The organism is Brachybacterium sp. sponge (assembly GCF_001613775.1).
GTDB classification, from domain to species: Bacteria; Actinomycetota; Actinomycetes; order Actinomycetales; family Dermabacteraceae; genus Brachybacterium; species Brachybacterium conglomeratum.
Window position 1 is genome coordinate 1,501,130 of the sequence record NZ_LRMP01000001.1, and the last position, 19,914, is coordinate 1,521,043.

Genomic DNA, 19,914 nt, shown 5'->3' on the forward strand with positions numbered 1-19,914 from the left:
AGCGGAGTCGCCGCAGTAATGCGACGGCAGTTACGCTAGAGGTTATATTTACGACCTATCGAAAGTATGGAGGGGGTGGTCCGGGCATGTCAACACCGCCGCGATCCGGGGAGAGGTCCCAGCTCGGAGAGGTGCGGTCCGCCGACCGCGGGGTCAGCTCGCCGCAGCTGATGCGTCGCGCGAACCGTCAGGCGCTCCTCCAGCACGCCCTCGGGGCCGAGGCCTTCACCGCGGCCGACGCGATGGCCGCCACCGGGCTCACCCGCGCCACCGTGCTCGGCGTGTGCGCCGAGCTCGAGCAGGCCGGATGGCTCGAAGACGCCCCGGCAGAACGCGGCGGTGCCGCCCCGCGAGGCCGACCCGCCCGCCGCTTCGCCCTGCGCGCGCAGGCCGGGATCCTGCTCGCCGTCGACGCCGGCCAGCACACCCTCGCCGCCCGTGCGGCGGACCTGCGCGGCCGTGAGCTGGCCGCAGAGCGCCTCGTGCTCGAAGACGCTCCGCTCGTCGGCGACGACCTCGAGGCCGGCGCCGCCGCGGCGGAACGGCGCCTCGAGGCGCTGCGCGCGCTGCTGGACCGGGTGAGCGCGCGGGCCGGCGCGCGAGGCCCGGTCGACGCGGCCGGCGCAGGGGGCTCCCACGACACGGCCGACGCCCCCGCCGCGGCCGGCGTGGCCGACGGACGAGGCACGACCGGAGCGCCCCGCCTGCTCACCGTCGTGGGCGTGCCCGCGCCGGTCGATGCCGAGGGGCGCTCGCCGAGCGGCGACGCCGGTTACTGGCCCGCCATGAACCCCGGCCTCGTCGACGCGCTCGACGGCCCCGTCCTCGTCGAGAACGACGCGAACCTCGCCGCGCTCGCCGAGCGCGCCCACCTGGCCTGCTCCGGCGCCGACGCGGACCACCTCGCCGCCCTGCTCATGGGCGAGCGCTTCGGCGCCGGGCTCGTCGTCGACGGGCGGCTCCTGCGCGGCGCCGACGGCGGCGCGGGAGAGATGCGCTTCCTCGAGACCGTGCTCGGCGACCCTCGCGGGGCCGACGGCGTCGCCGCCCTCGCCCGGCGGTGGGCGCTCGAGGCGCTCGAGGCCGGGGAGACCTCCGCCGCGCTCTCGGCCCTGCCCGCTGCCGAGCTCGACGCGAAGGACGTCTTCGCCGCCGCCCGCGACGGCGATGCGCTCGCCGGCGCCGTGCTCGAGCGCATCGGCGACCGCCTCGCCCGCATCGCCATGATCCTCTCGAGCCTGATCGCCGTGGACACCGTCGTCGTCGCCGGCGCGATCGCCGAGGCCATCGACCCCGTCCTCGAGCACGCGCGGGAAGCGCTGCCCCGGATCGGAACCCCGCCGCTCCCGCAGCTGCGCGCCAGCTCCCTCGGCCGCGACGTCGTCGTGCGTGGGGCGCTGGAGCTCGCCCTGACCCACCTGCGCGAGGACCCGCTGGCCCTCCTGGCCACGGACCCCGTCCAGGACCCCCATCCACCGACCGAAGGGAACCGCACGTCATGACCGCAGCAGCATCGCAGGCCGCAGCGCCGCAGGAGGGCGCGCGCCGACTCCGCGCCGGAGTGATCGGCCTGGGCTGGGCCGGCCAGCAGCACCTCGCCGCCTACGCCGCCGACCCCGCCGTCGACCTCGTCGCCCTCTCCGCGATGGAGGAGCACCTGCTGGCCCGTTTCGGCGAGGAGCACCAGGTGCCCGGCCGCTACCGGGACTGGCGGCAGATGCTCGCCGAGGCCGAGCTCGACGTCGTCTCGATCGCGACCCCGACCTTCCTCCATGCCGAGATGGCGATCGCCGCGCTCGAGGCGGGCGTGCACGTGCTCACCGAGAAGCCGATGGCCCAGACCGGCGAGGCCGCCGCCGCGATGGTCGAGGCGGCCCGTCGCGCCGGGCGCGTGCTCGAGGTGTCCTTCAACCACCGCCGACGCGGCGACGTCACCGCGCTGAAGACCGTGATCGACTCCGGCGTGCTGGGGGACATCTACTACGCCAAGACCGGCTGGATCCGCCGCCAGGGCATCCCCGGGCTCGGCACCTGGTTCACCAAGGCCGAGAGCGCCGGCGGCGGCGCGATGATGGACATCGGCATCCACATGCTCGACATGACCCTCCACCTCCTGGGCGAGCCGGGCGTCACCGCCGCCTCCGCCATGACCCATGCCGAGTTCGGCCCCCGCGGCCGCGGCGGCTCCGGATTCGGCGTCTCCCAGCTCGAGGACGGCGCCCCGTTCGAGGTCGAGGACCTCGCCACCGCCTTCCTGCGCCTGGACGGCGGGGCGACGATGCTGCTGGAGTCCAGCTGGGCGCAGTGGATCCCCGAGGATCTCTGCTACGTCACCCTCTACGGCGCCGACGGCGGGGCGACGATCGAGTGGGCCGGCGGGCCCGGCAACCACCGCATCACCGTGTGGACCGAGGTCGAGGGCATCCCCGCCGAGCTCAGCCCGCAGGTGGGCGAGGACCGCGGTCACGCCGGCGCCATCGCCGAGTTCCTGCAGGCGGTCCGCTCCGGCGACGTCGCGGCCCACGACGGCTCCCTGGCGCTGCGCCGCGCCCGGGTGATCGACGCCTGCTACGCCTCCGCCGCGGCGGGCGCCGAGGTCGCCGTCGAGGGCTGAGCGTCCGGGCCGCCGCGCCGCCGCGGCGACGACCCATGACGAGAGGCGCCCCCGACACCATGTGGTGTCGGGGGCGCCTCTCGTCGGTGCCGGCGCTCGTCGGCGCGGGCGCTCAGCGGTGAGGGGGCCGCGGGCTCACTCGCCCTCGACAGGCGGGAGCACGTCGGGGTTCTCCTCGAGCCAGGCCTCCACGGCCTCGGCCTCCTTGCCCTCGCCGAACTCGTTGACGACCTTGTCCTCGAGCGAGCCGAACTGCTCGTCGGACAGGGTCGCGCCCGCGATCCACTCGGCGGCGTCGGGGAAGTCCTCCTTGAACCCGGTGCGGCCCAGGTGGTGCAGCGCCTCCGGCTCTCCGAAGGCGCCCTCGGGGTCCTCGAGCGCCTTCATGTCGTAGGCCGGCATCGCCCAGAACGGGGTCCAGAGCGTGACGACGATGTCCTCCTCGGCGTCGATCGCGTTCTCGAGCTCCGTGATCATCGCGGTAGTGGAGGAGGTGACGAGCTCGTAGTCGTCGAGGCCGTAGCCGGGGATCACGCTCTCCTGGGTCGCCTTGGTCAGCCCGGCGCCCGGCTCGATGCCGACGATCCGGCCGCCGAAGCGGTCGGCCTGGCCCGCGAGCTCGTCGATCGAGGTGATGTCCACGTACTGCGGCACGGAGAGGTTCAGCACCGCGCCCTCGTAGTAGGCCACCAGGTCCTCGATGTCGTCGCCGTACTCCTCCATGTAGGAGGCGTGGGTGACCTCGGGCCATGCCGAGGGGAACATGTCCACATCGCCCTGGGCGAGGCCCGCGTAGAGCACGCCGGCCTCGGTGATCTGCTCGTGCTCGATGGTGTAGCCCATGGCGGTCAGGCGGTTGTCGAGCAGGTAGGCGAGGGACAGCCCGTCGGTCCACGAGGGGATGTAGCCGAGCGTGATGGTGTCGCCGCCCGAGCCGCCGCTGTCGGAGCCGCCGCCCTCGCCGCTGCCGCCGCAGGCGGCGAGGCCGAGGCCCATCAGGCCGGCGCCGCCGATCAGGGCGGAGCGTCGGGTGAGGGGGTTGGCGGCGGGGCGTCGTGCGCCGCGGGGGCTGAGGGGGAGTCGTCGTGTGCTCATGACTGAGTTCCTTTCGTGGTGATCATCGGTTCGTGGTGATCATCGGTCTGTGGTGGAGCGGCCCGTCCCCGTCGGCGGGGGCGGGCCGCCGACGGGTCAGGTCCCGGTGGTCGCGCGCTGCGCGATGGACCGCTGGATCAGGGCGAGCGCGGAGGTCGGATAGCCGGCGGGGTTGCCGATCGCCGCGGTGAGGCGGTCGAGGTAGACGGCCAGGACCACCACGGCCAGGCCGGCCTCGACGCCGAGGGGCAGGTTCTGGGTGGAGATCGCCTGGACGACCTCCTTGCCCAGGCCGTCCGCGCCGACCATGCCGGCGACCACGGCCATCGACAGGGAGAGCATGATGACCTGGTTGACGCCCGCCATGATGGTCGGGATGGCCAGCGGCAGCTGGATGCCGCGGAGGATCTGGCCACGGGTCGCGCCGAAGGCCTCGCCGGCCTCGACGGTCTCTCCGTCGACCTGGCGGATGCCGAGCTCGGTCATGCGCACGCCGGGCGGCAGCGCGAAGATGATCGTGGAGAAGATGCCCGGGACCACGCCGATCGAGAAGAAGGTGACCGCCGGGATCAGGTAGACGAAGGCAGGCATCGTCTGCATGAAGTCCATGACCGGCTTCACGATCGCGCTGACCGTGCTGGAGACTGCCGCGAGGATGCCCAGCGGCACCGCGATCACGACCGCGAACACGGTCGCCACCAGCACCAGCGCCATGGTCTGCATCATCGTCTCCCACTGCTCCATCGAGATCACGATGGCGAAGCCGATCAGCGTCGCGAGCGAGAGCTTCCAGGAGCGGAACACGAAGGCGATCAGCGCGAAGACCACGACCATCACCAGCGCGGGCGCCAGCAGGAGCAGGTCGGTGAGGCCGCCGATCAGGAAGTCCATCACCGTGGAGAAGAGGTCGAACAGCCAGGAGACGTTCTCCTTGAGCCAGTCGATGCCGGCGTCGACCCAGTCTCCGATCGGGAGGCGGGGCATGAGGGCGTCGTCGGGGTTCATCGTGCGTCACCTCCGCGGCGATCGTCGGCGGTCGGGGCGTCCTGCGCGGAGGCCTCCGGGGTCCCGGGGCCCTCGGGCCCGGGCGGCGGGGCCACGACGGTGGAGGAGCTCTCCTCCTCGCCGATCACGCCGAGCGCGGTCAGGAGGGTGACCCGGGGGATCACGCCGGCGAAACGGCCCTCGTCGTCGACCACCACGAGCGGCGCGTCGTGCTGCGCGGACTTCCCGAACAGCTCTGCGACCGGCGTGTCCTGGCTGACCACCGCCATGTCGTGGACGTCGGACCAGGGCAGCTCGTCCTGGCCTAGGCGCACCGCCTCGGCGACGTCGTCCTGCCAGATCACGCCGGCGGGGGTGCGGTCGCGCTCGAGCACCACGAGCCAGGAGTTCTGCGTCTCGCGCAGCAGCTTGTGGGCGGTGCGCGGGCCCTGGCCGATGCCGAGGGTCTCGCGAGGCTGCTCCATCACGGCGCCGGCCACCAGCACGCGGGTGCGGTCGACGTCCTGGATGAACTTCGCGACGTAGTCGTTGGCGGGCTCGTTGAGGATCTCCTCCGAGGAGCCGATCTGCTCGATCCGGCCGTCGCGCATCATCGCGATGCGGTCGCCGAGGCGCATCGCCTCGTTGAGGTCGTGGGTGATGAACAGGATCGTCTTCTCCAGCCGCTGCTGCAGGTCGACGAGCTGGTCCTGCATGTCGCGCCGGATCAGCGGGTCCAGGGCCGAGAACGCCTCGTCCATCAGCATCACGTCGGTGCCGGAGGCGAGGGCGCGGGCGAGGCCGACGCGCTGCTTCATGCCGCCGGAGAGGGCGGAGGGGCGGTAGCCGTCCCAGCCCTTCAGGCCCACCATCTCGAGGGCCTTCTTCGCTTTCTTCTCGCGGTCGGAGCGGTTCATGCCGCTGATCTCGAGCCCGTAGGCGGCGTTCTCGCCGACGGTGCGGTGGGGGAGCAGCGCGAAGTTCTGGAAGACCATGGAGATCCGGCGGCGGCGCACGTCCCGCACCTGCGCGGGCGACATCTTCGAGAGGACCTCCTCGCCGATGCGGAGCTCGCCGTCGGTGGCGGGGAGCAATCCGTTGACCATGCGGATCAGGGTGGACTTCCCGGAGCCGGACAGGCCCATCACCACGAAGATCTCCCCGGGGTCGACGCTGAAGCTCGCATCGATCACGGCGGCGGTGAGGCCCTGCGCGCGCAGGTCCTCACGGGAGCGTCCGCTGCGGAGCTCGCGCACTCCTCGCTCTGGGCGGCGGCCGAAGACCTTGTACAGGCCCTCGGCGGAGATCACAGGTGGCACAGGGGCTCCTTCGTTGACGACGTGACGTGCGTCATGCCGGACGGGACGTCAGCGACAGGGGGCGCAGAGGGACCCGGACGGCATCCGGCGATCCCTCACTCTAAGCCTCGCCGAGGGGAAAAACCGCCTCGGAACAGGCGTTTCAGGGGCCGATGGTCGCGCTGGAGCGCCTGAGCGGCGATGTTGGGCGCGACGGCGATTCCGGCAGGAAAGTCGCTTGGCCTGCACGGATGCGCGCGTCGGTGGGCGTGACGCCCGGTCGATCCGACTGTCGGACAATCACGGCATAACTATTCGATCACGCCTCGTCAGGGCATGCGTCGCGGCCCGCCGACCGAGGGGTCGACGGGCCGGTGCCGGGTGGGATCGGCGGAGGTGCTCAGCCGCGCACGGGCAGGGCCTCGGCGAGGAAGCCGAGGGTCTGCTGCCAGGCCGCCTCGGCGGCGCCGGCGTGGTGCAGACCGGGGTGGGGGTTGTCGAAGGCGTGCCCCGCACCCTCGTGGAGCACGAAGCGCACCTGCTCGCGGGTCCCGTCGGCGGTGACGGCCGCGCGGATCTGCTCGACCTGCTCGAGCGGGATGAAGTCGTCGGCCGTGCCGAAGTGGTGCAGGCTCGGCACATCCACCTGCGCGGCGCGGTCCAGCAGCGTCGGCAGCGCGGAGCCGTAGTAGCTGACCAGGGCAGAGACCGGGCGGTCCTCCTCGGCGGCCGATGCGGCGGCGGAGAACGCGAGCCCGCCGCCGTAGCAGAAGCCGACCAGCCCCACCCGTTCGGAGTCGACCGCGCCGTGGGCGCGCAGCGCGCCGATCGCCGCGATCGCATCGGCCTCGGCGCGCTCCCAGGGCACGCGGGAGGTCAGCGCCATGCCCTCCTCGAGCCAGGCCTGGAAGTCCTCGCCGTCCTCGATGCCGAGGACCGGCGGGTCGAGGCGGGCGAAGAGCTGCGGGGCGAGCACCGCGTAGCCACGGGCGGCGAGATCCGCGCAGCGCTGCTGCATGTAGGCGGAGAGTCCGAAGATCTCCTGCAGCACCACGAGGCCCGGCACGGGCTGATCGAGATCCTCGGGCAGCCAGAGCAGCCCGGGCAGGTCGTCGGCATCGGTGGGGATCGGCAACGTCGTGGCACTCACGCCGCGACCCTACCCCGCGCTCGCCCGGCATGCTCGGGGCCGTCGTGCGGAGGGCGTGCTGCCGGGCCGGCGGGCTCAGGAGAGCAGGGCCAGGGCGTAGACCGCGAAGAGCAGCAGGTGCACGGTGCCGTGCACCGCGGTCACGCGCGGAGCCGCCGCGGAGACGGCCGAGACCGCGAAGGTCACGCCGAGCAGCAGCAGGTTCACGGGCGACTCCGCCAGCACCACGGGGCTGCCGGTGGCGAGCCCGATGACCAGCACGGTTGGGATGGTCAGCGCCAGGGTCGAGACGAGCGCGCCGTGGCACAGGTTCACCACCCGCTGCATCTCCCCGCCGGCCGCCGCACGGAGCGCGGTGAGCGTCTCGGGGGTGAACACGATCGCGGCGATCAGCACGCCGGACAGGGCGATCGGGGCGCCGAGCCGGTCCAGGCCCTCGTCGAGCAGCCCCGCCATGTCGTGGGAGAGCAGCACGATCGGCAGCACGGTCGCGATGAGCAGGAGCACGCGCAGGCCCAGCTCCGCCCGGTGGCGGGCGAGCGTCGCGCCGATGCCGGGGGAGGGGTCCTCGGCGTCGGGGTCGGCCGCGGCGTCGGCGGGCTCCGCGGCGGACCCGTCGGCCGCGGGGAGCTCCACCTCCTGGAACTCGACCGCCTGCGCGCCGGTCTGGCGCCACAGGAAGACGGCGTACACGGCGACGGTCATCACCGCGATCGCGACGCCCTGGACGGGGGTGTAGGCACCGTCCTCGCCGAGCGCCGTCGGGACCGCGAAGGCCATCGCGCCGAGGCCGATCAGCAGCACCAGGTAGACGGAGGTGCCCGTCCGGCTCACGCGCATCGACTCGCGGCGGATGCCGCCGACCAGCAGGCACAGGCCGAGGACGAGGTTCATGATGATCATCGAGACCGCCATGACGGAGTCGCGGGCGATGGTCGCGTGATCGCCCGGGCCGAGCATCACCGCGGCGATCAGCACCACCTCGATCACCACGATCGACAGGGTGAGCACCAGGGTGCCGTAGGGGTCGCCGAGACGGTGCGCGAGGGCCTCCGCCTGCGCGACCACGCCGCCGGCGGCGATCACGATCACCGCGACGATCGCGGCGAGGGCGAGCGCGAGCAGCGCCGAGGACAGCGCGCCCGGGGCGGGGGAGAGCAGCATCAGCGCGGCGACGCCCGCCCAGCCGAGCAGCAGTCGCGAGATCGCGCTGCGGTCGAGCACCGTGCGGACGAGGTCCCGCCCGGCGAGGGCGGGGCCCGGGGAATCAGGGCCGGGGGAGCCGGGGGCGTGCGGGGAGCCGTCGGGCTCGGGGGAGCGTTCGGGTGCGGCCGACGGGGACGCGGCGCGCGGCCGGCGGGTGCGGGACGAGGGGCTCATCGGATCTCCTGCGAGGCCGTCCTCGTGGTGCGTCCGCGGGCCGGGTCGTCCCGGCCGGGGCGCCGATCTGCCCTCGGCGCGCTCTCACCGTAACCCGTCGCGCCCGCCCGGGTCAGCTCGTGGTGAGCGGCCTGACCAGGGCGGGCGCGAGGTGGGGCGGGGCGAGATGCGCCGGGGCTCAGACGTCGGTCGGGCTGCCGATGCCGACCAGCAGTCCCTGGTCGCCGTCGGCGAAGGCGCCGGGGGCGACGTGCAGCTGCCATGAGTCGCCCTCGGCGGTGGCGGCCGTGCAGTCCGTCGTCCCGAACTTCTCGAAGTCCAGGCCGTCCTCGCAGGTCACCTCGGACCAGTCGGCCATGCCGGCCACCGGCACGTAGGCGTTCTCGGAGGTGAGGGTCTGCAGGGTCGCGTCGGCGACCTCCTCCGCGCCGAGCGGCTCGGCCCCGAACATCGAGCCCTGGCCCAGGCCCGTCAGCATCACGTTCTCCTGGGTCAGCTCGCTCGCCTCCTCGGGGAGCTCGGTGCTGGTGGAGAACAGCACCGCGACCCGGTAGCCGCTCTCGAGGCCGTCCTCGTGCGGGACGGCGACCGTGCTCGCGACCCACTCCTGCGTCGGGGCGGTGTCGTCCGGGCTCGTCGGCCCGACGCAGCCGGCGCTCTGCCCCCTCTCGACCAGCAGGTCGTCGGCGCACTCGGCGGCGCCGCCGAAGGGCTCCGCCAGCAGCGTGGCGAGGTCGTCGTTCGCAAGGGTCGGTGCGCCGTCCCCGGAGGTCTCGTCGATGCCGAGGTCCGTGACCAGGAGGATCCGGGTGCGCTCGCCCGCGGTGCCCGGGACCCCCTCCTCCTGGTCTCCCGCACCCTCGTCGTCCCCTGCCTCGTCCTGGCCGTCGGTGCCGTCGGTCGCCTGGTCGTCCCCGGACTCGGCGTCGTCGCCGGATCCGGCATCGTCCGACGGCTGCTCGCCGCCGGACTGCTCCTCCGTCGCGGAGGCGGGCTCCTGGGCGCCGCCGGCCCCGGTCTCGGCCTCGTTCCCCGCGCCGCAGGCCGTCAGGCCCAGCAGCGCCGTGCAGGCCGCGAGCGCCATGCCGCGGCGCAGACGACGGGTGGTCGTGGTGCGTGCGTCGAGGTGTCCCATCGGGGTCTCCGTCCCGGCCCTCCCCGGCGCGGCGGGTGCGCCGTCAAGGACCGGGGAGCGGTGGCCCGCATCACACCCTGCCCAATGGTCAAGAGGGGGTCAAGTCCGTGCCATGAAAAGCTTGTTCCGGCGATGTGGAGATCCTGTGCGAATCAGGAGGCGTGCAGGTCAGCGCCTCTCGCCGGGGCGCGGGTCGCCGTGCAGCCGTCGGTACTCGTCGTCCTCCGCGTCCTCGTCCCGGGTGAACGCGTCGCCGCCCCCGCGCAGGCCCAGCAGGACTCCGAGCCCGGCGCCGACGAGCACGCCGACGACCGCGCCGATCCACAGGCTGTCGACGACCGCGAGCCCCATCCCGATCCCGACCACGAACCCGAGGATCATCCCGAAGGGCAGCCAGGTGGCATCGAAGCGGCGGCGAGCAGGCGGGGCCATGGAACCTCTGTCGGGCGGAGCGAGCGGGACGGTCGGGGCGTGCGGCGCGCTCGCGGTGAGGCGCGACGCACGACAGTCAGACGACAGGGTAGTCCGCCGCGGACGCGGATAGCATCGGCCCGTGACCACGTCCTCCTCCTCTCCTACCGTGCTGCAGGCCCTGCGCAGCCCGCGCCGCCTCACCACCGAGGTGCTGGCCGGCGCCGTGACCACCCTCGCCCTCATCCCCGAGGTCATCTCCTTCTCGGTGATCGCGGGAGTGGACCCGAAGGTCAGCCTCATCGCCTCCGTCGTGCTCGCGATCTCGATGACCTTCCTCGGCGGGCGCCCCGCGATGATCATCGCCGCCGCGGGCGCGGTCGCGCTCGTCGTCGCCCCGCTCGTGCACACCCACGGCGTCGAGTACCTGCTGCCCACCGTGATCCTCGCGGGCCTCGTCCAGATCGCCTTCGGCCTGGTCGGGCTCGCGCGGATCATGCGCTTCATCCCCCGCTCGGTGATGATCGGCTTCGTCAACGCGCTGGGCATCCTGATCTTCACCGCGCAGCTCCAGCACGTCCTGGAAGTGCCCGCCGCGGTCTACCCGCTGTTCGCGCTCACCCTCGTCGTAGTGCTCGCCCTGCCGCGCCTGACGAAGGCCGTGCCCGCGCCGCTGGTCGCGATCGTGCTGGTCACCGCGATCGCGATGATCTTCCACCTCCGTGTCCCGACCGTCGGCGACCAGGGCGAGGTCTCCGGCGGCCTGCCCGGCCTCACCCCGCTCGAGGTGCCGCTGACGCTGGAGACCCTGCAGATCATCGCCCCGACCGCGCTGTCCGTCGCCTTCGTCGGCCTGATGGAGACGCTGCTGACCGCGAAGCTCGTCGACGACATCACCGACACCCGCTCCTCGAAGAGCCGCGAGTCCTGGGCGCTCGGCGTCTCCAACATCCTCGCCGGCTTCTGGGGCGGGATCGCCGGCTGCGCGATGATCGGCCAGACCGTCATGAACGTGAAGCTGGGCCGCGCCCGCACCCGCATCTCCACCCTCGTCGCCGGCGTGCTGCTGCTCATCCTGGTCACCGCGCTGTCGGACCTCATGGAGCAGATCCCGATGGCCGCGCTCGCCGCGGTGATGATGGTCGTCGCGGTCTCCACCGTGGACTTCCACAGCGTGCGCCCCGCGACCCTGCGCCGCATGCCGGCCTCCGAGACGCTCGTCATGGTCACGACCGTCGTGGTCGTGGTGATCACTCACAACCTCGCCCTCGGCGTCGCCGCCGGGGCGCTGCTCGCGGTCGCCCTGTTCGCCCGCCGCGTCGCGCACGTGACCCGCGTGGAGCGCACGACGGGGGCCGACGGGACGCGCTACTCCGTGCACGGCCCGCTCTTCTTCGGCTCGAGCAACGACCTGGTCGAGCAGTTCGACTACGCCGCCGACGCCGAGCGCGGCCTCCCGGTCGCCGTCGACTTCACCGCCGCCCAGATCTGGGACGCCTCCACCGTCGCGGTGCTCGACTCGATCCAGGCCAAGTACGTCGAGCACGGCCTCGAGGTCACCTTCACCGGGCTCGATGACCGCTCGACCCTCTTCCACGGCCGGCTGACGGGGACGCTGAACTAGGCCCGTTCTGCGGGGCACGAGCCCCGCGACCGGGCCCTCACCAGGTGATCGCCTCGTCGGCGCTCGGCCCGCCGAGCACGTGCTGCTCGCAGAAGGCGAGCACCGCCCGGTTCCACACCACGGCGTTCGACGGGGTGAGCACCCAGTGGTTCTCGCTGGTCAGCTGCAGGAAGCGGTGCGGCATGTCCTCCGGGGCGCCGTCCCAGGTCGAGACCAGGTCCCACCACAGCCGCAGCGCCTCGGAGACCGGCACCCGGTAGTCGCGGTTGCCGTGGGTGATCAGCATCGGGGTGGTGATCGCGTCGACCTCGTGATGCGGAGAGAAGGCCCGGTACCAGTCCGGGTCCTCGTCCTCGTGGCCGTGCACGCGCATCTTCGAGGCCGCCGCATCGGTGGTGCGGTGCTGCTGGGGCAGCGCCCAGAGCCCGGCGTGGGAGACGATCGCGTCGAAGCGGTCGGTGTGCCCGGCGATCCAGTTCGCCATGAACCCGCCGAAGGACGCGCCGAGCATCGCGGTGCGCGTCCCGTCGAGCGCGGCCCGGTCGAGCACCGCGTCCAGCAGCGTCTCGCACTCGTGGAAGACGACGTCGGGCCGGCGCGGCCAGCCGCGGTTCAGCCCCTCGTCCCCGTAGCCGGTGGACATCGCCGGATCCGGCATCAGCACCGCCCAGCCGGCCTCGACCGCGAACCACGGGCACCAGCGCCAGCTCCAGGCGTTGTACGAGCCGTGCGGGCCGCCGTGGATCCACAGCATCACCGGCGCCGGCTCCGCGGCGCTCGCGCTCGCCGGGACGCACAGCCAGCCGCCGACCTCGATCCCGCCCACGTCCGTGCTCACCCACTCGAGAGTGCCGGGCAGCGCGCCGACCGCACCCGGGGCGGGCAGCTCCGCAATCGTGCCGTCGGCGGCGATCCGCACCGGCCTGGGCGGGGTGCCGACGTCGCTGCGCAGCGCGTGGACCGCCCCGGCCAGCTCTCCGCCCCCGTCGCCGGCCCGGCTGCCGCGGGGCGCGGGGGAGAGGGAGGAGAACACGCCGCCGTCGGCGAGGGTGTGGGCGGAGCCCGTCGTCGCGTCGACGGTGAGGACCGCGCCGGAGGAATGCAGGTCCCCGGCGACCAGCAGGGTGGTCGCGTCGGACCACTCGAGGTCCGTCAGGGTCAGATCGCCGAGCTCGGCGGTGACATGGCCGGTGCTGACGATGCCACCGCCGGCATGGTCTCCGCCGTCCCGGCCGGCGACGGCCAGGGTGTGGATCTCGAGCCGGTCGTAGCTCGTGTCGGCCGGGGTGGACAGGGTCGAGCGCAGCACGGCCAGGCGCGCCCCGTCGGGGGAGAAGACCGGGGTCGAGAACTGCGCCTCGTCGTCCGCCTCGAGCAGCACGGTGCGCTCGCCGGAGCCGAAGTCGAGGAGCACGAGATCGCTGCGGGTCTCACCGCCTTCCACGCGGCGCGTCCACGAGGTCGCGATCGTGCGCGCATCGGGGGAGAGGTCCGCCGAGGCCGAGGTCAGCGCGACGGTTCCGGCCTCCGGGGTGAGGTCGTCGAGCTTCCCTGCGGGGGAGACGAGCAGGAGGTGCCGCTCCTGATCGCCGATCTCGTGGTCCCACTGCCGGATCGGCATGCCGGTGTGCCAGATCGTGGTGCGCTTCGCGTCCTTGCGGGCGCTGCGTCGCTCGGCGTCGTCCTCGAGGGTGCCGCCGGGCAGGACCTGCGTCGCCGCCAGCATCGTGCCGTCGTCCGCGACGGCGAGCAGCTCGAGCCCTCCCGGCGCGGCGGCGACCAGCTCCGCCTCGCCGCTCGCGGGCAGGCGCCAGATCCCGGGCTTGTCCTCGAAGGAGCCGCCGTCGGGATCGGGACGAGCGGAGGTGAACAGCACGGAGCCGTCCGGGCCCGGTCGCGGACCGCTCTCGCCCTTCTCCGACCGGGTGAGCCGTCGCGCGGGCTCGGCGCCCGTCGGATCCAGCTCCCACAGGGCCGACGGTGTGCGGGCCCCGTGCTCGTCGGCCTCCTGGATCGCGGCGACCACCCGGCCGCCCGAGAGAGCGGCGAGGGAGGCGAGGCGGGGCAGGCGCAGCAGCCCCTCGACGTCCGAGAAGTCGGTGGACGTCGGGGTGGAGGCGGGGTCGGCAGGGGCGGTGGTGGCGGCGTCGTCGGTGCTCATCCCCGCCACGCTACCGTCGGGTCAGGTGCGGCGGACCCGCTCAGGGGATCAGCACGATCTTCCCGGCGCTGTGCCCGGTCTCCACCGCGGCCATCGCCTCCGCGGCGGCGACGAGCGGGTAGCGGGTGGTGACGTGCGGATCCACCGCCCCGTCGGCGACCAGCCGGGTGATCTGCTCGAGTGCATCCTCGGACGAGGGACGGCCGCCGCCGCCGAGCTCCTCGGCGGTGGCCTGATCGGCCGCGGAGAGGATCCGCGCCGGATCCTTCACGAGCGGCGCGAGGTCCCGCAGCGGCTGCCCGCCGACGAGGTCGATCAGCAGGTCCACGCCGTCCGGGGCGAGATCCCGCACCGCGTCCGCGGCGCCGTCGCCGGAGAGGACGTGCTCGGCCCCCGCGGACTCGATCAGCTCCTTCTTCCCGTGCGAGGCGACCCCGAGCACCCGGGCCCCGGCCGCGACGGCCACCTGCACCGCCATCCGGCCGACGCCCCCGCCCGCACCGAGCACCAGTACGGTCTCGCCCGGTGCGGCGGAGGCGACGAGGTCCCAGGCGGTCGTCCCCGCCACCGGCAGCGTCGCCGCCTGCTCGCAGGCGACCTCCGGCGGGCGGTGCACCGCGGCGGACGCCTTCAGCACGGTGTGCTCGGCGAAGGCGCCGAGGCCGCGGGCGGGCGCACCGAGCACGTCGTCCCCGATCTCGAAGCCGGTGACGCCCTCGCCGAGGGCGGTGACCACGCCCGCCGCCTCGAGGCCGAGCGCGAGCGGCAGCGACCCCTTGGTCCCGAAGAGCCCCTCGCGGCGCTTCGCGTCGGCCGGGTTCACCCCCGCCACCCGCACCTCGATCGCGATCTCACCGGGCCGCGGCGCGGGCGCCTCCCGGGTGCTCAGCTGCTGGTTCTCGGGCCCGCCGTAGGCGGTGGTGACGAAGACGGTGCTCATGCCCGGATCCTTCGCCGCTTCGCGCCGCGGGTCAAGGCTTGCCGGGACAGGACGGGCCGGCCGGGTCGGGGCGTGGCCCGGCGGCGCGAGACGCAACCGGACGGTGCGGCCGCGGAGCAGGGCGGTGCTCGTCCCGGAAGCGCGGCGCCGGCACGACGGTGCGGACCAAGAGCACCGGCGCGGAGGTGCGGCCTCTGTTCTTCGGGCATCGGAGTTCTGCGGGCACCGGGCAGTGCATGTGTCGCAGAGATCTGCGTACATCATGTACGTGATGTACGCAGATCTTTGCGAGGACTTCCCTGCTCCCTGCTCCCTGCTCCCTGCTCCCTGCTCCCTGCTCCCTGCTCCCAGCCCCCGTCCCGTGGCTCCTGCCCCGCGTGGCGGGCGGGAGGGCTGTGCGAGGGCGGGCGGTCCATCGGAGGGCGTCGGCGAAGGTGCCTGCGGGGCGCCGGCGACGCGCGCCGGCGAAGGATCCGAGGGGCATCTGCGGTGGACGCAGGCGCGACCCGCCCGGACTCAGATCTCCTGGCGGCGCACCAGGCGCAGCGTGGTGCGCAGCAGCATCATCACCAGCAGCACGATGCCGACGTAGCCGTTGATGACGTAGACGATGTTGACCATCTGCGAGAACGGCAGCACCAGTCCGATCAGGGTGCCGACCGCGGCGAGCACCACGGTGAGGCGCTTGAACTTCGGGGTGCCGTCGGCGAAGAAGCGCTGGGAGACGGTCCACAGCAGCGGCACGGCGGTGGTGAAGATGCCCGCGAGGATGATCAGCGAGAAGCCCGAGGCGAGGACCGGGCTGATCTCGTTGGCCAGCACCAGCATCGAGATCTCGGTGCCGGCGACGGTCTCGATGTTCGCCAGCAGCCCGAGGCCGACGACCATGCACGCGATCGCGAACAGGGAGCCGCCGAGGATGCCGCCCGAGGCGGCCTCGCGGTTGCTGCGGGTGGTGCGGCCCAGCGCCGTGAGGAACGCCGCGAGCCACAGCATGCAGAAGCCGACGTAGGACAGTCCCGACATGAACCAGTTGTTCGAGGCCTGCACCAGGTCGAGCGAGGGGAGCATGGACACGCCCTCGCCGACGCCGTGCGAGGAGCGGATGATGCCCACGATGCCCAGCGCGATCGCGATGACCACGATGACCGGGCCGATATTGCCGATTACGTCCACCAGGCTCGAGAGCCCGAACCAGGCCGTCAGCCCCACCACGACCGCGAGCGCGACGCCGCCGATGTACTTCGAGAGGCCGTAGTGCTCCTCGAACACGGCGCCCGCGCCGGAGACCATCACGGTGAAGCTCAGGAACACGGACAGGATCGAGAACCAGTCGAAGAAGGTGCCGAGATACCTGCCGCAGTAGTAGTAGAAGATCCGCGAGGGCTTGTCGAACCTGTGCTTCCGCCCGACGAGGAAGAACTCCACGCTCACGTAGGAGATCAGCACCAGCACCAGCAGGCCGGTGCCGAAGATCCCCCAGTAGCCGTAGGAGGTGAAGTACTGCAGGATCTCCTGCCCGGTCGCGAAGCCCGAGCCGATCAGGAAGGCGATGATCGCCCCTGCATAGGTGAGGACCCTCAGCGGGCCCTTCTTCTCGGTCGTCGCGAGATCGCGCCGCTTGGTCGACTGTGCCACGGAAGCTCCTGTCCGGGAACCGCCCGGTGCGGGTCGCGGCCGCCCCTCATCGGACGGCCGGCGCCGGCGCGCCGGGAGGGTGCCGGTCGACGTCGACCCGGGCACCACTGATACATGAGTTGTCAGACGTCAATGAATGTGGCGCCCCTCACGCCGTCAAGCACGTGATCACATACTCGACGGCGTGAGGGGCGCCTGGCGTCATGCCATCGTCGCCGGGCTCGGCACCTGTGAGGACGTCGTCGCCGCGAGCGCCGGGCTCACGTCGTCGGCCGGACGGGCCGGGCGCCGACGGCGCAGGAGCCGCATGGCGTTCGCGATGACCGCCAGCACCGACGCCTCGTGCACCAGCATCCCGATCGCCATCGTGACGCCGCCGGCGAACACGCCCGCTAGGAGCAGCGCCACCGTCGCGACCGCGAGGACGATGTTCTGGCGCATCACCCGCACGGTGCGGCGGGCGAGGCCGAGGGCCTCGGGCAGCCGCAGCAGGTCGTCATGCATCAGGGCGATGTCCGCGGTCTCGATCGCGACACCGCTGCCTGCCGCGCCCATCGCCACGCCGATGTCGGCCGTGGCGAGCGCCGGGGCGTCGTTCACACCGTCGCCGACCATCGCGACCGTGCGTCCCTCGCGCTGCAGCGCGGTGACCGCGGCCAGCTTGTCCTCGGGCAGCAGTCCCGCGCGGACCTCGTCGATCCCGACCTGCGCCGCGACCGCCTCGGCCACCCGCCGGTCGTCGCCGGTCAGCATCAGGACGCTGCGCACGCCCCCCGCGTGGAGGCGTCGGACCATCTCGGCGGCCTCCGGACGCAGCCGGTCCGCGACCGCGAGCACGCCGATCACGGTGCCGTCGAGCGCGACGGCCATCGGGGTGCGGCCGAGCCCGGCCAGGCGCGCGGTCTCCTCCTGCGCCCCGGCGGGGACGAGGACGCCCTCGTGCTCCAGCAGCGGCAGGTTCCCGACAGCGACGCGCCTGCCCTCGACCGCGGCGACGATGCCCTTGCCGGGCACCGGCTCGGTGTGCTCGGGCAGGTCGCCGGGGACGATGCCCTCCTCGGCCGCGCCCTCGAGCACCGGGCGGGCCAGCGGGTGCTCGGACCCGGCCTCGGCCCGTGCCGCCCAGCGCAGCACCGCGGTGCGGTCCAGGGCGGGGTCGAGCACGGTGACGTCAGTGAGATAGGGGCGGCCCTCGGTGAGGGTGCCGGTCTTGTCCAGCGCGACGGTGTCGACCTCGGCGCTGGTCTCGAGGAACTCCCCGCCCTTGATGAGCAGGCCGTCCCGGGCGCCGCGGCCGATGCCGGCGACGACCGCGACCGGGATCGAGATGACCAGCGCGCCGGGGCAGCCGACCACCAGCAGGGTCAGGGCGAGCACCACGTCGCCGGTGGCGAGCCCGGCGAGCAGGGCGAGCAGGATGATGCCCGGGGTGTACCAGGTGGAGAAGCGCTCCAGGAAGGTCTGCGTGCGGGCCTTCGCGTCCTGCGCCTCCTCGACCCGGTGGATGATCCGGGCCAGCGTCGTGTCGGCGCCGACGCCGGTGGCGCGCACCTGCAGGAACCCGCCGGCGGAGACGCTGCCGGCGAACACCGGGTCGTCCTCGCCCTTCGCGGCGGGGATCGACTCGCCGGTGATCGCGGCCTCGTCGATCGCGCCCGTGCCGGCCAGCACCGTCCCGTCGACCGGGACCTTGGCGCCGTTCTTCACGAGCACCGTCTCGCCGAGGCGGACCTCGGCGGCCGGGATCTCGACCTGCTGCCCGTCCCGCAGCACGATCGCGAGATCGGGGGCGGCGGCGACGAGCTCGGTGAGCGCGGAGCGGGTGCTGTCCATGGTGCGTGCCTCGAGCGCATGCCCGACGGCGAACAGGACGGTCACCGCGGCGGCCTCCCAGTACTCGCCGATCACCAGGGCGCCGGAGGCGGCGATCGTGACCAGCAGGTCGATGCCGACGGTGCGCACCTGGAGGGCGCGCACGGCGGCGAGGAGGATCGGAGCGCCCGCGACGACCGCGGCGAGCACCATCAGGGCGTCGGAGGCGAGGAGGGGGATCGGGCGGTCGAGGTGGAGGCCGAGCTCGCCGTGCCCGGCGCCGAAGGGGTTCACCCCGGCGCCGAGCGAGAGCAGGGCGGCCAGCAGGATCAGCGCCCCTGCGAGCACCGGCGTGCTCCACGGGCCGCGCCACCAGCGCTGCAGGGCGGTCATGACAGGTCCTCTCGGTCAGGTGATGGGTGGGGGCCGGCTCAGAAGGCCGACGGCGCGGCCGTGTAGCCGGCCTTCGCGATCGCGTCGACGATCTGCTCGGTGGTGGCCACGGCCGGGTCGTGCTCGACCTCGACGCGGCTGGACGCGAACTTCACCGTGACGTCCTGGACGCCCTTCAGTCGACCGACCTGCTTCTCGATCTTGGCCACGCACGAGGGACAGCTGAAGCCCTCGGCGCGGAAGACGGTGCGGGTGCTCGCGGGGGTGGTGGAACCGGTGGTGGCAGACATCGGATGCGGTCCTCTCTCGGTGCTGCGAGGGTGCCTCCCTCGCTGTCACCTCGACCGTAGGAACGAACCGTCGGCCCGACCATGACGGCGGTCAATCAACCGCGCCCTGTTCCTGACCAGGACCGATGTCCCTGTCGGCCCGCGCCGTGCGGGCTATCCTCGCGCCATGACCGCCCCTGACGGGCGGCGCACCATCCCGCTCGCGGAGGTGACGCTGCCGCACCAGTGCCCGGCCCCCGTGCGCCTCGGCGTCCTCGCCCGCTCCGCCTACTTCCACGGCCTGGACGATCAGGCGCTCGAGCGGGTCGACCGCCGCATGCGCACCCTCACGATCCCGGCCGACGCGCCCGTCTTCCGGGCGGGGGAGCCGGCCGACGCGCTCTACGTCGTCGCCGAGGGACGGATGCGGATCGCCGAGGACACGGCCTCCGGCTCTGTCGTGGTCACCGACATCCTCGGCCCGGGTCAGATGTTCGGCGCGATGAGCAGCCTCGGCGACCCGGTCCACCAGCGCACCGCGACCGCGCTGGTCGGCTCCTGCCTGCTGCGCATCGGGCAGGAGGCGTTCCGCGAGGTGGTGGTCGAGAACCCCGTGGTCGGGCTGCGGGTCGTCGACGACCTCGCCGCACGGCTCTCCCGTGCGCAGTCCGACATGGGACGGCAGAGCACGGCCACCGTCGAGCAGCGCGTCGCCCGGGCGCTGCTGCGCCTCGCCGACTCCCTCGGCGAGGACCGGGGCGCCCAGGGCCTGCTGCTCGAGGTGCCGCTGTCCCGCGCGGACCTCGCCGGTCTCGCCCGCTCCACCCCGGAGTCGGTCTCCCGCGTGATGAGCGCGCTGCGACGCGAGGGCGTCATCGACTCCGGCCGGCGCTGGACCTCGATCCTGGACCGCGACGCGCTCGAGGAGCGGGCCGAGGACACGTGAACCGGACTGCCGAGATCGGGCAGGATGCAGGGACGGCTCGTGAGGGACTGCGAGGCACGGGCCC

General features: G+C 73.2%; 16 protein-coding genes. 4 read left to right on the forward strand and 12 right to left on the reverse strand.

The genetic code is table 11. From position 1 onward, the window contains the following. Positions 1-131: 131 nt before the first annotated feature. Positions 132-1,502 (forward strand): ROK family protein, encoded by a 1,371-nt coding sequence (locus A4A78_RS06580; RefSeq protein ID WP_082835213.1) that lies wholly within the window; start codon positions 132-134, stop codon positions 1,500-1,502. Next, the gene (locus tag A4A78_RS06585) at positions 1,499-2,614 is read left to right on the forward strand and encodes a Gfo/Idh/MocA family protein (protein ID WP_062947535.1); all 1,116 of its coding nucleotides are present in this window, start codon (positions 1,499-1,501) and stop codon (positions 2,612-2,614) included. Before A4A78_RS06580 ends, A4A78_RS06585 begins: the two co-directional genes overlap by 4 nt. A 135-nt stretch (positions 2,615-2,749) precedes the next feature. On the opposite strand, the gene A4A78_RS06590 is transcribed toward A4A78_RS06585, so the two are convergent. The 7 genes from A4A78_RS06590 to A4A78_RS06620 form a co-directional block, all read right to left on the reverse strand. After that, positions 2,750-3,709, reverse strand: a complete 960-nt coding sequence (locus A4A78_RS06590) for a glycine betaine ABC transporter substrate-binding protein (protein WP_062947536.1) — start codon at positions 3,707-3,709, stop codon at positions 2,750-2,752. A 96-nt stretch (positions 3,710-3,805) separates the two neighbouring features. Continuing rightward, positions 3,806-4,714 carry a proline/glycine betaine ABC transporter permease gene (locus tag A4A78_RS06595; protein WP_062947537.1) on the reverse strand — a complete coding sequence of 303 codons (909 nt, stop codon included), beginning with the start codon at positions 4,712-4,714 and terminating at the stop codon, positions 3,806-3,808. After that, positions 4,711-6,012 (reverse strand): glycine betaine/L-proline ABC transporter ATP-binding protein, encoded by a 1,302-nt coding sequence (locus tag A4A78_RS06600; RefSeq protein WP_231880860.1) that lies wholly within the window; start codon positions 6,010-6,012, stop codon positions 4,711-4,713. The genes A4A78_RS06595 and A4A78_RS06600 overlap by 4 nt, the downstream gene beginning before the upstream one ends. Before the next feature lie 379 nt (positions 6,013-6,391). Beyond that, positions 6,392-7,141 (reverse strand): dienelactone hydrolase family protein, encoded by a 750-nt coding sequence (locus A4A78_RS06605; RefSeq protein WP_062947539.1) that lies wholly within the window; start codon positions 7,139-7,141, stop codon positions 6,392-6,394. 75 nt (positions 7,142-7,216) lie between these two features. Beyond that, positions 7,217-8,521: a calcium:proton antiporter gene (locus tag A4A78_RS06610; RefSeq protein WP_082835214.1), complete on the reverse strand. Its 1,305-nt coding sequence runs from the start codon at positions 8,519-8,521 to the stop codon at positions 7,217-7,219. A gap of 178 nt (positions 8,522-8,699) precedes the next feature. Then, positions 8,700-9,656 carry a hypothetical protein gene (locus A4A78_RS06615; protein ID WP_062947540.1) on the reverse strand — a complete coding sequence of 319 codons (957 nt, stop codon included), beginning with the start codon at positions 9,654-9,656 and terminating at the stop codon, positions 8,700-8,702. A 168-nt stretch (positions 9,657-9,824) separates the two neighbouring features. Further along, entirely contained in the window at positions 9,825-10,088 is a 264-nt protein-coding gene (locus A4A78_RS06620) for a hypothetical protein (RefSeq protein ID WP_062947541.1), read from the reverse strand. 121 nt (positions 10,089-10,209) lie between these two features. Here A4A78_RS06620 and A4A78_RS06625 point away from each other — a divergent pair, with 121 nt between their 5' ends. Further along, positions 10,210-11,691, forward strand: a complete 1,482-nt coding sequence (locus tag A4A78_RS06625) for a SulP family inorganic anion transporter (protein WP_062947542.1) — start codon at positions 10,210-10,212, stop codon at positions 11,689-11,691. A 37-nt stretch (positions 11,692-11,728) separates the two neighbouring features. Here the strand turns inward: A4A78_RS06625 and A4A78_RS06630 are convergent, their stop codons facing one another. The 5 genes from A4A78_RS06630 to A4A78_RS06650 form a co-directional block, all read right to left on the reverse strand. After that, positions 11,729-13,852: an alpha/beta fold hydrolase gene (locus A4A78_RS06630; protein WP_062947543.1), complete on the reverse strand. Its 2,124-nt coding sequence runs from the start codon at positions 13,850-13,852 to the stop codon at positions 11,729-11,731. 40 nt (positions 13,853-13,892) lie between these two features. Further along, complete coding sequence (locus A4A78_RS06635) at positions 13,893-14,792, reverse strand: NADP-dependent oxidoreductase (protein WP_062947544.1); 900 nt, start codon at positions 14,790-14,792, stop codon at positions 13,893-13,895. Between the two features lie 516 nt (positions 14,793-15,308). After that, positions 15,309-16,430, reverse strand: coding sequence for a hypothetical protein (locus A4A78_RS06640; RefSeq protein WP_062947545.1), 1,122 nt, complete (start codon positions 16,428-16,430; stop codon positions 15,309-15,311). A gap of 201 nt (positions 16,431-16,631) precedes the next feature. Next, positions 16,632-18,635: a cation-translocating P-type ATPase gene (locus A4A78_RS06645; RefSeq protein WP_062947546.1), complete on the reverse strand. Its 2,004-nt coding sequence runs from the start codon at positions 18,633-18,635 to the stop codon at positions 16,632-16,634. 38 nt (positions 18,636-18,673) lie between these two features. After that, positions 18,674-18,925, reverse strand: coding sequence for a heavy-metal-associated domain-containing protein (locus A4A78_RS06650; RefSeq protein ID WP_062947547.1), 252 nt, complete (start codon positions 18,923-18,925; stop codon positions 18,674-18,676). Between the two features lie 166 nt (positions 18,926-19,091). Between A4A78_RS06650 and A4A78_RS06655 the strand changes: the two genes are divergently transcribed. Continuing rightward, positions 19,092-19,850: a Crp/Fnr family transcriptional regulator gene (locus A4A78_RS06655; RefSeq protein WP_062947548.1), complete on the forward strand. Its 759-nt coding sequence runs from the start codon at positions 19,092-19,094 to the stop codon at positions 19,848-19,850. Positions 19,851-19,914 lie beyond the last annotated feature (64 nt).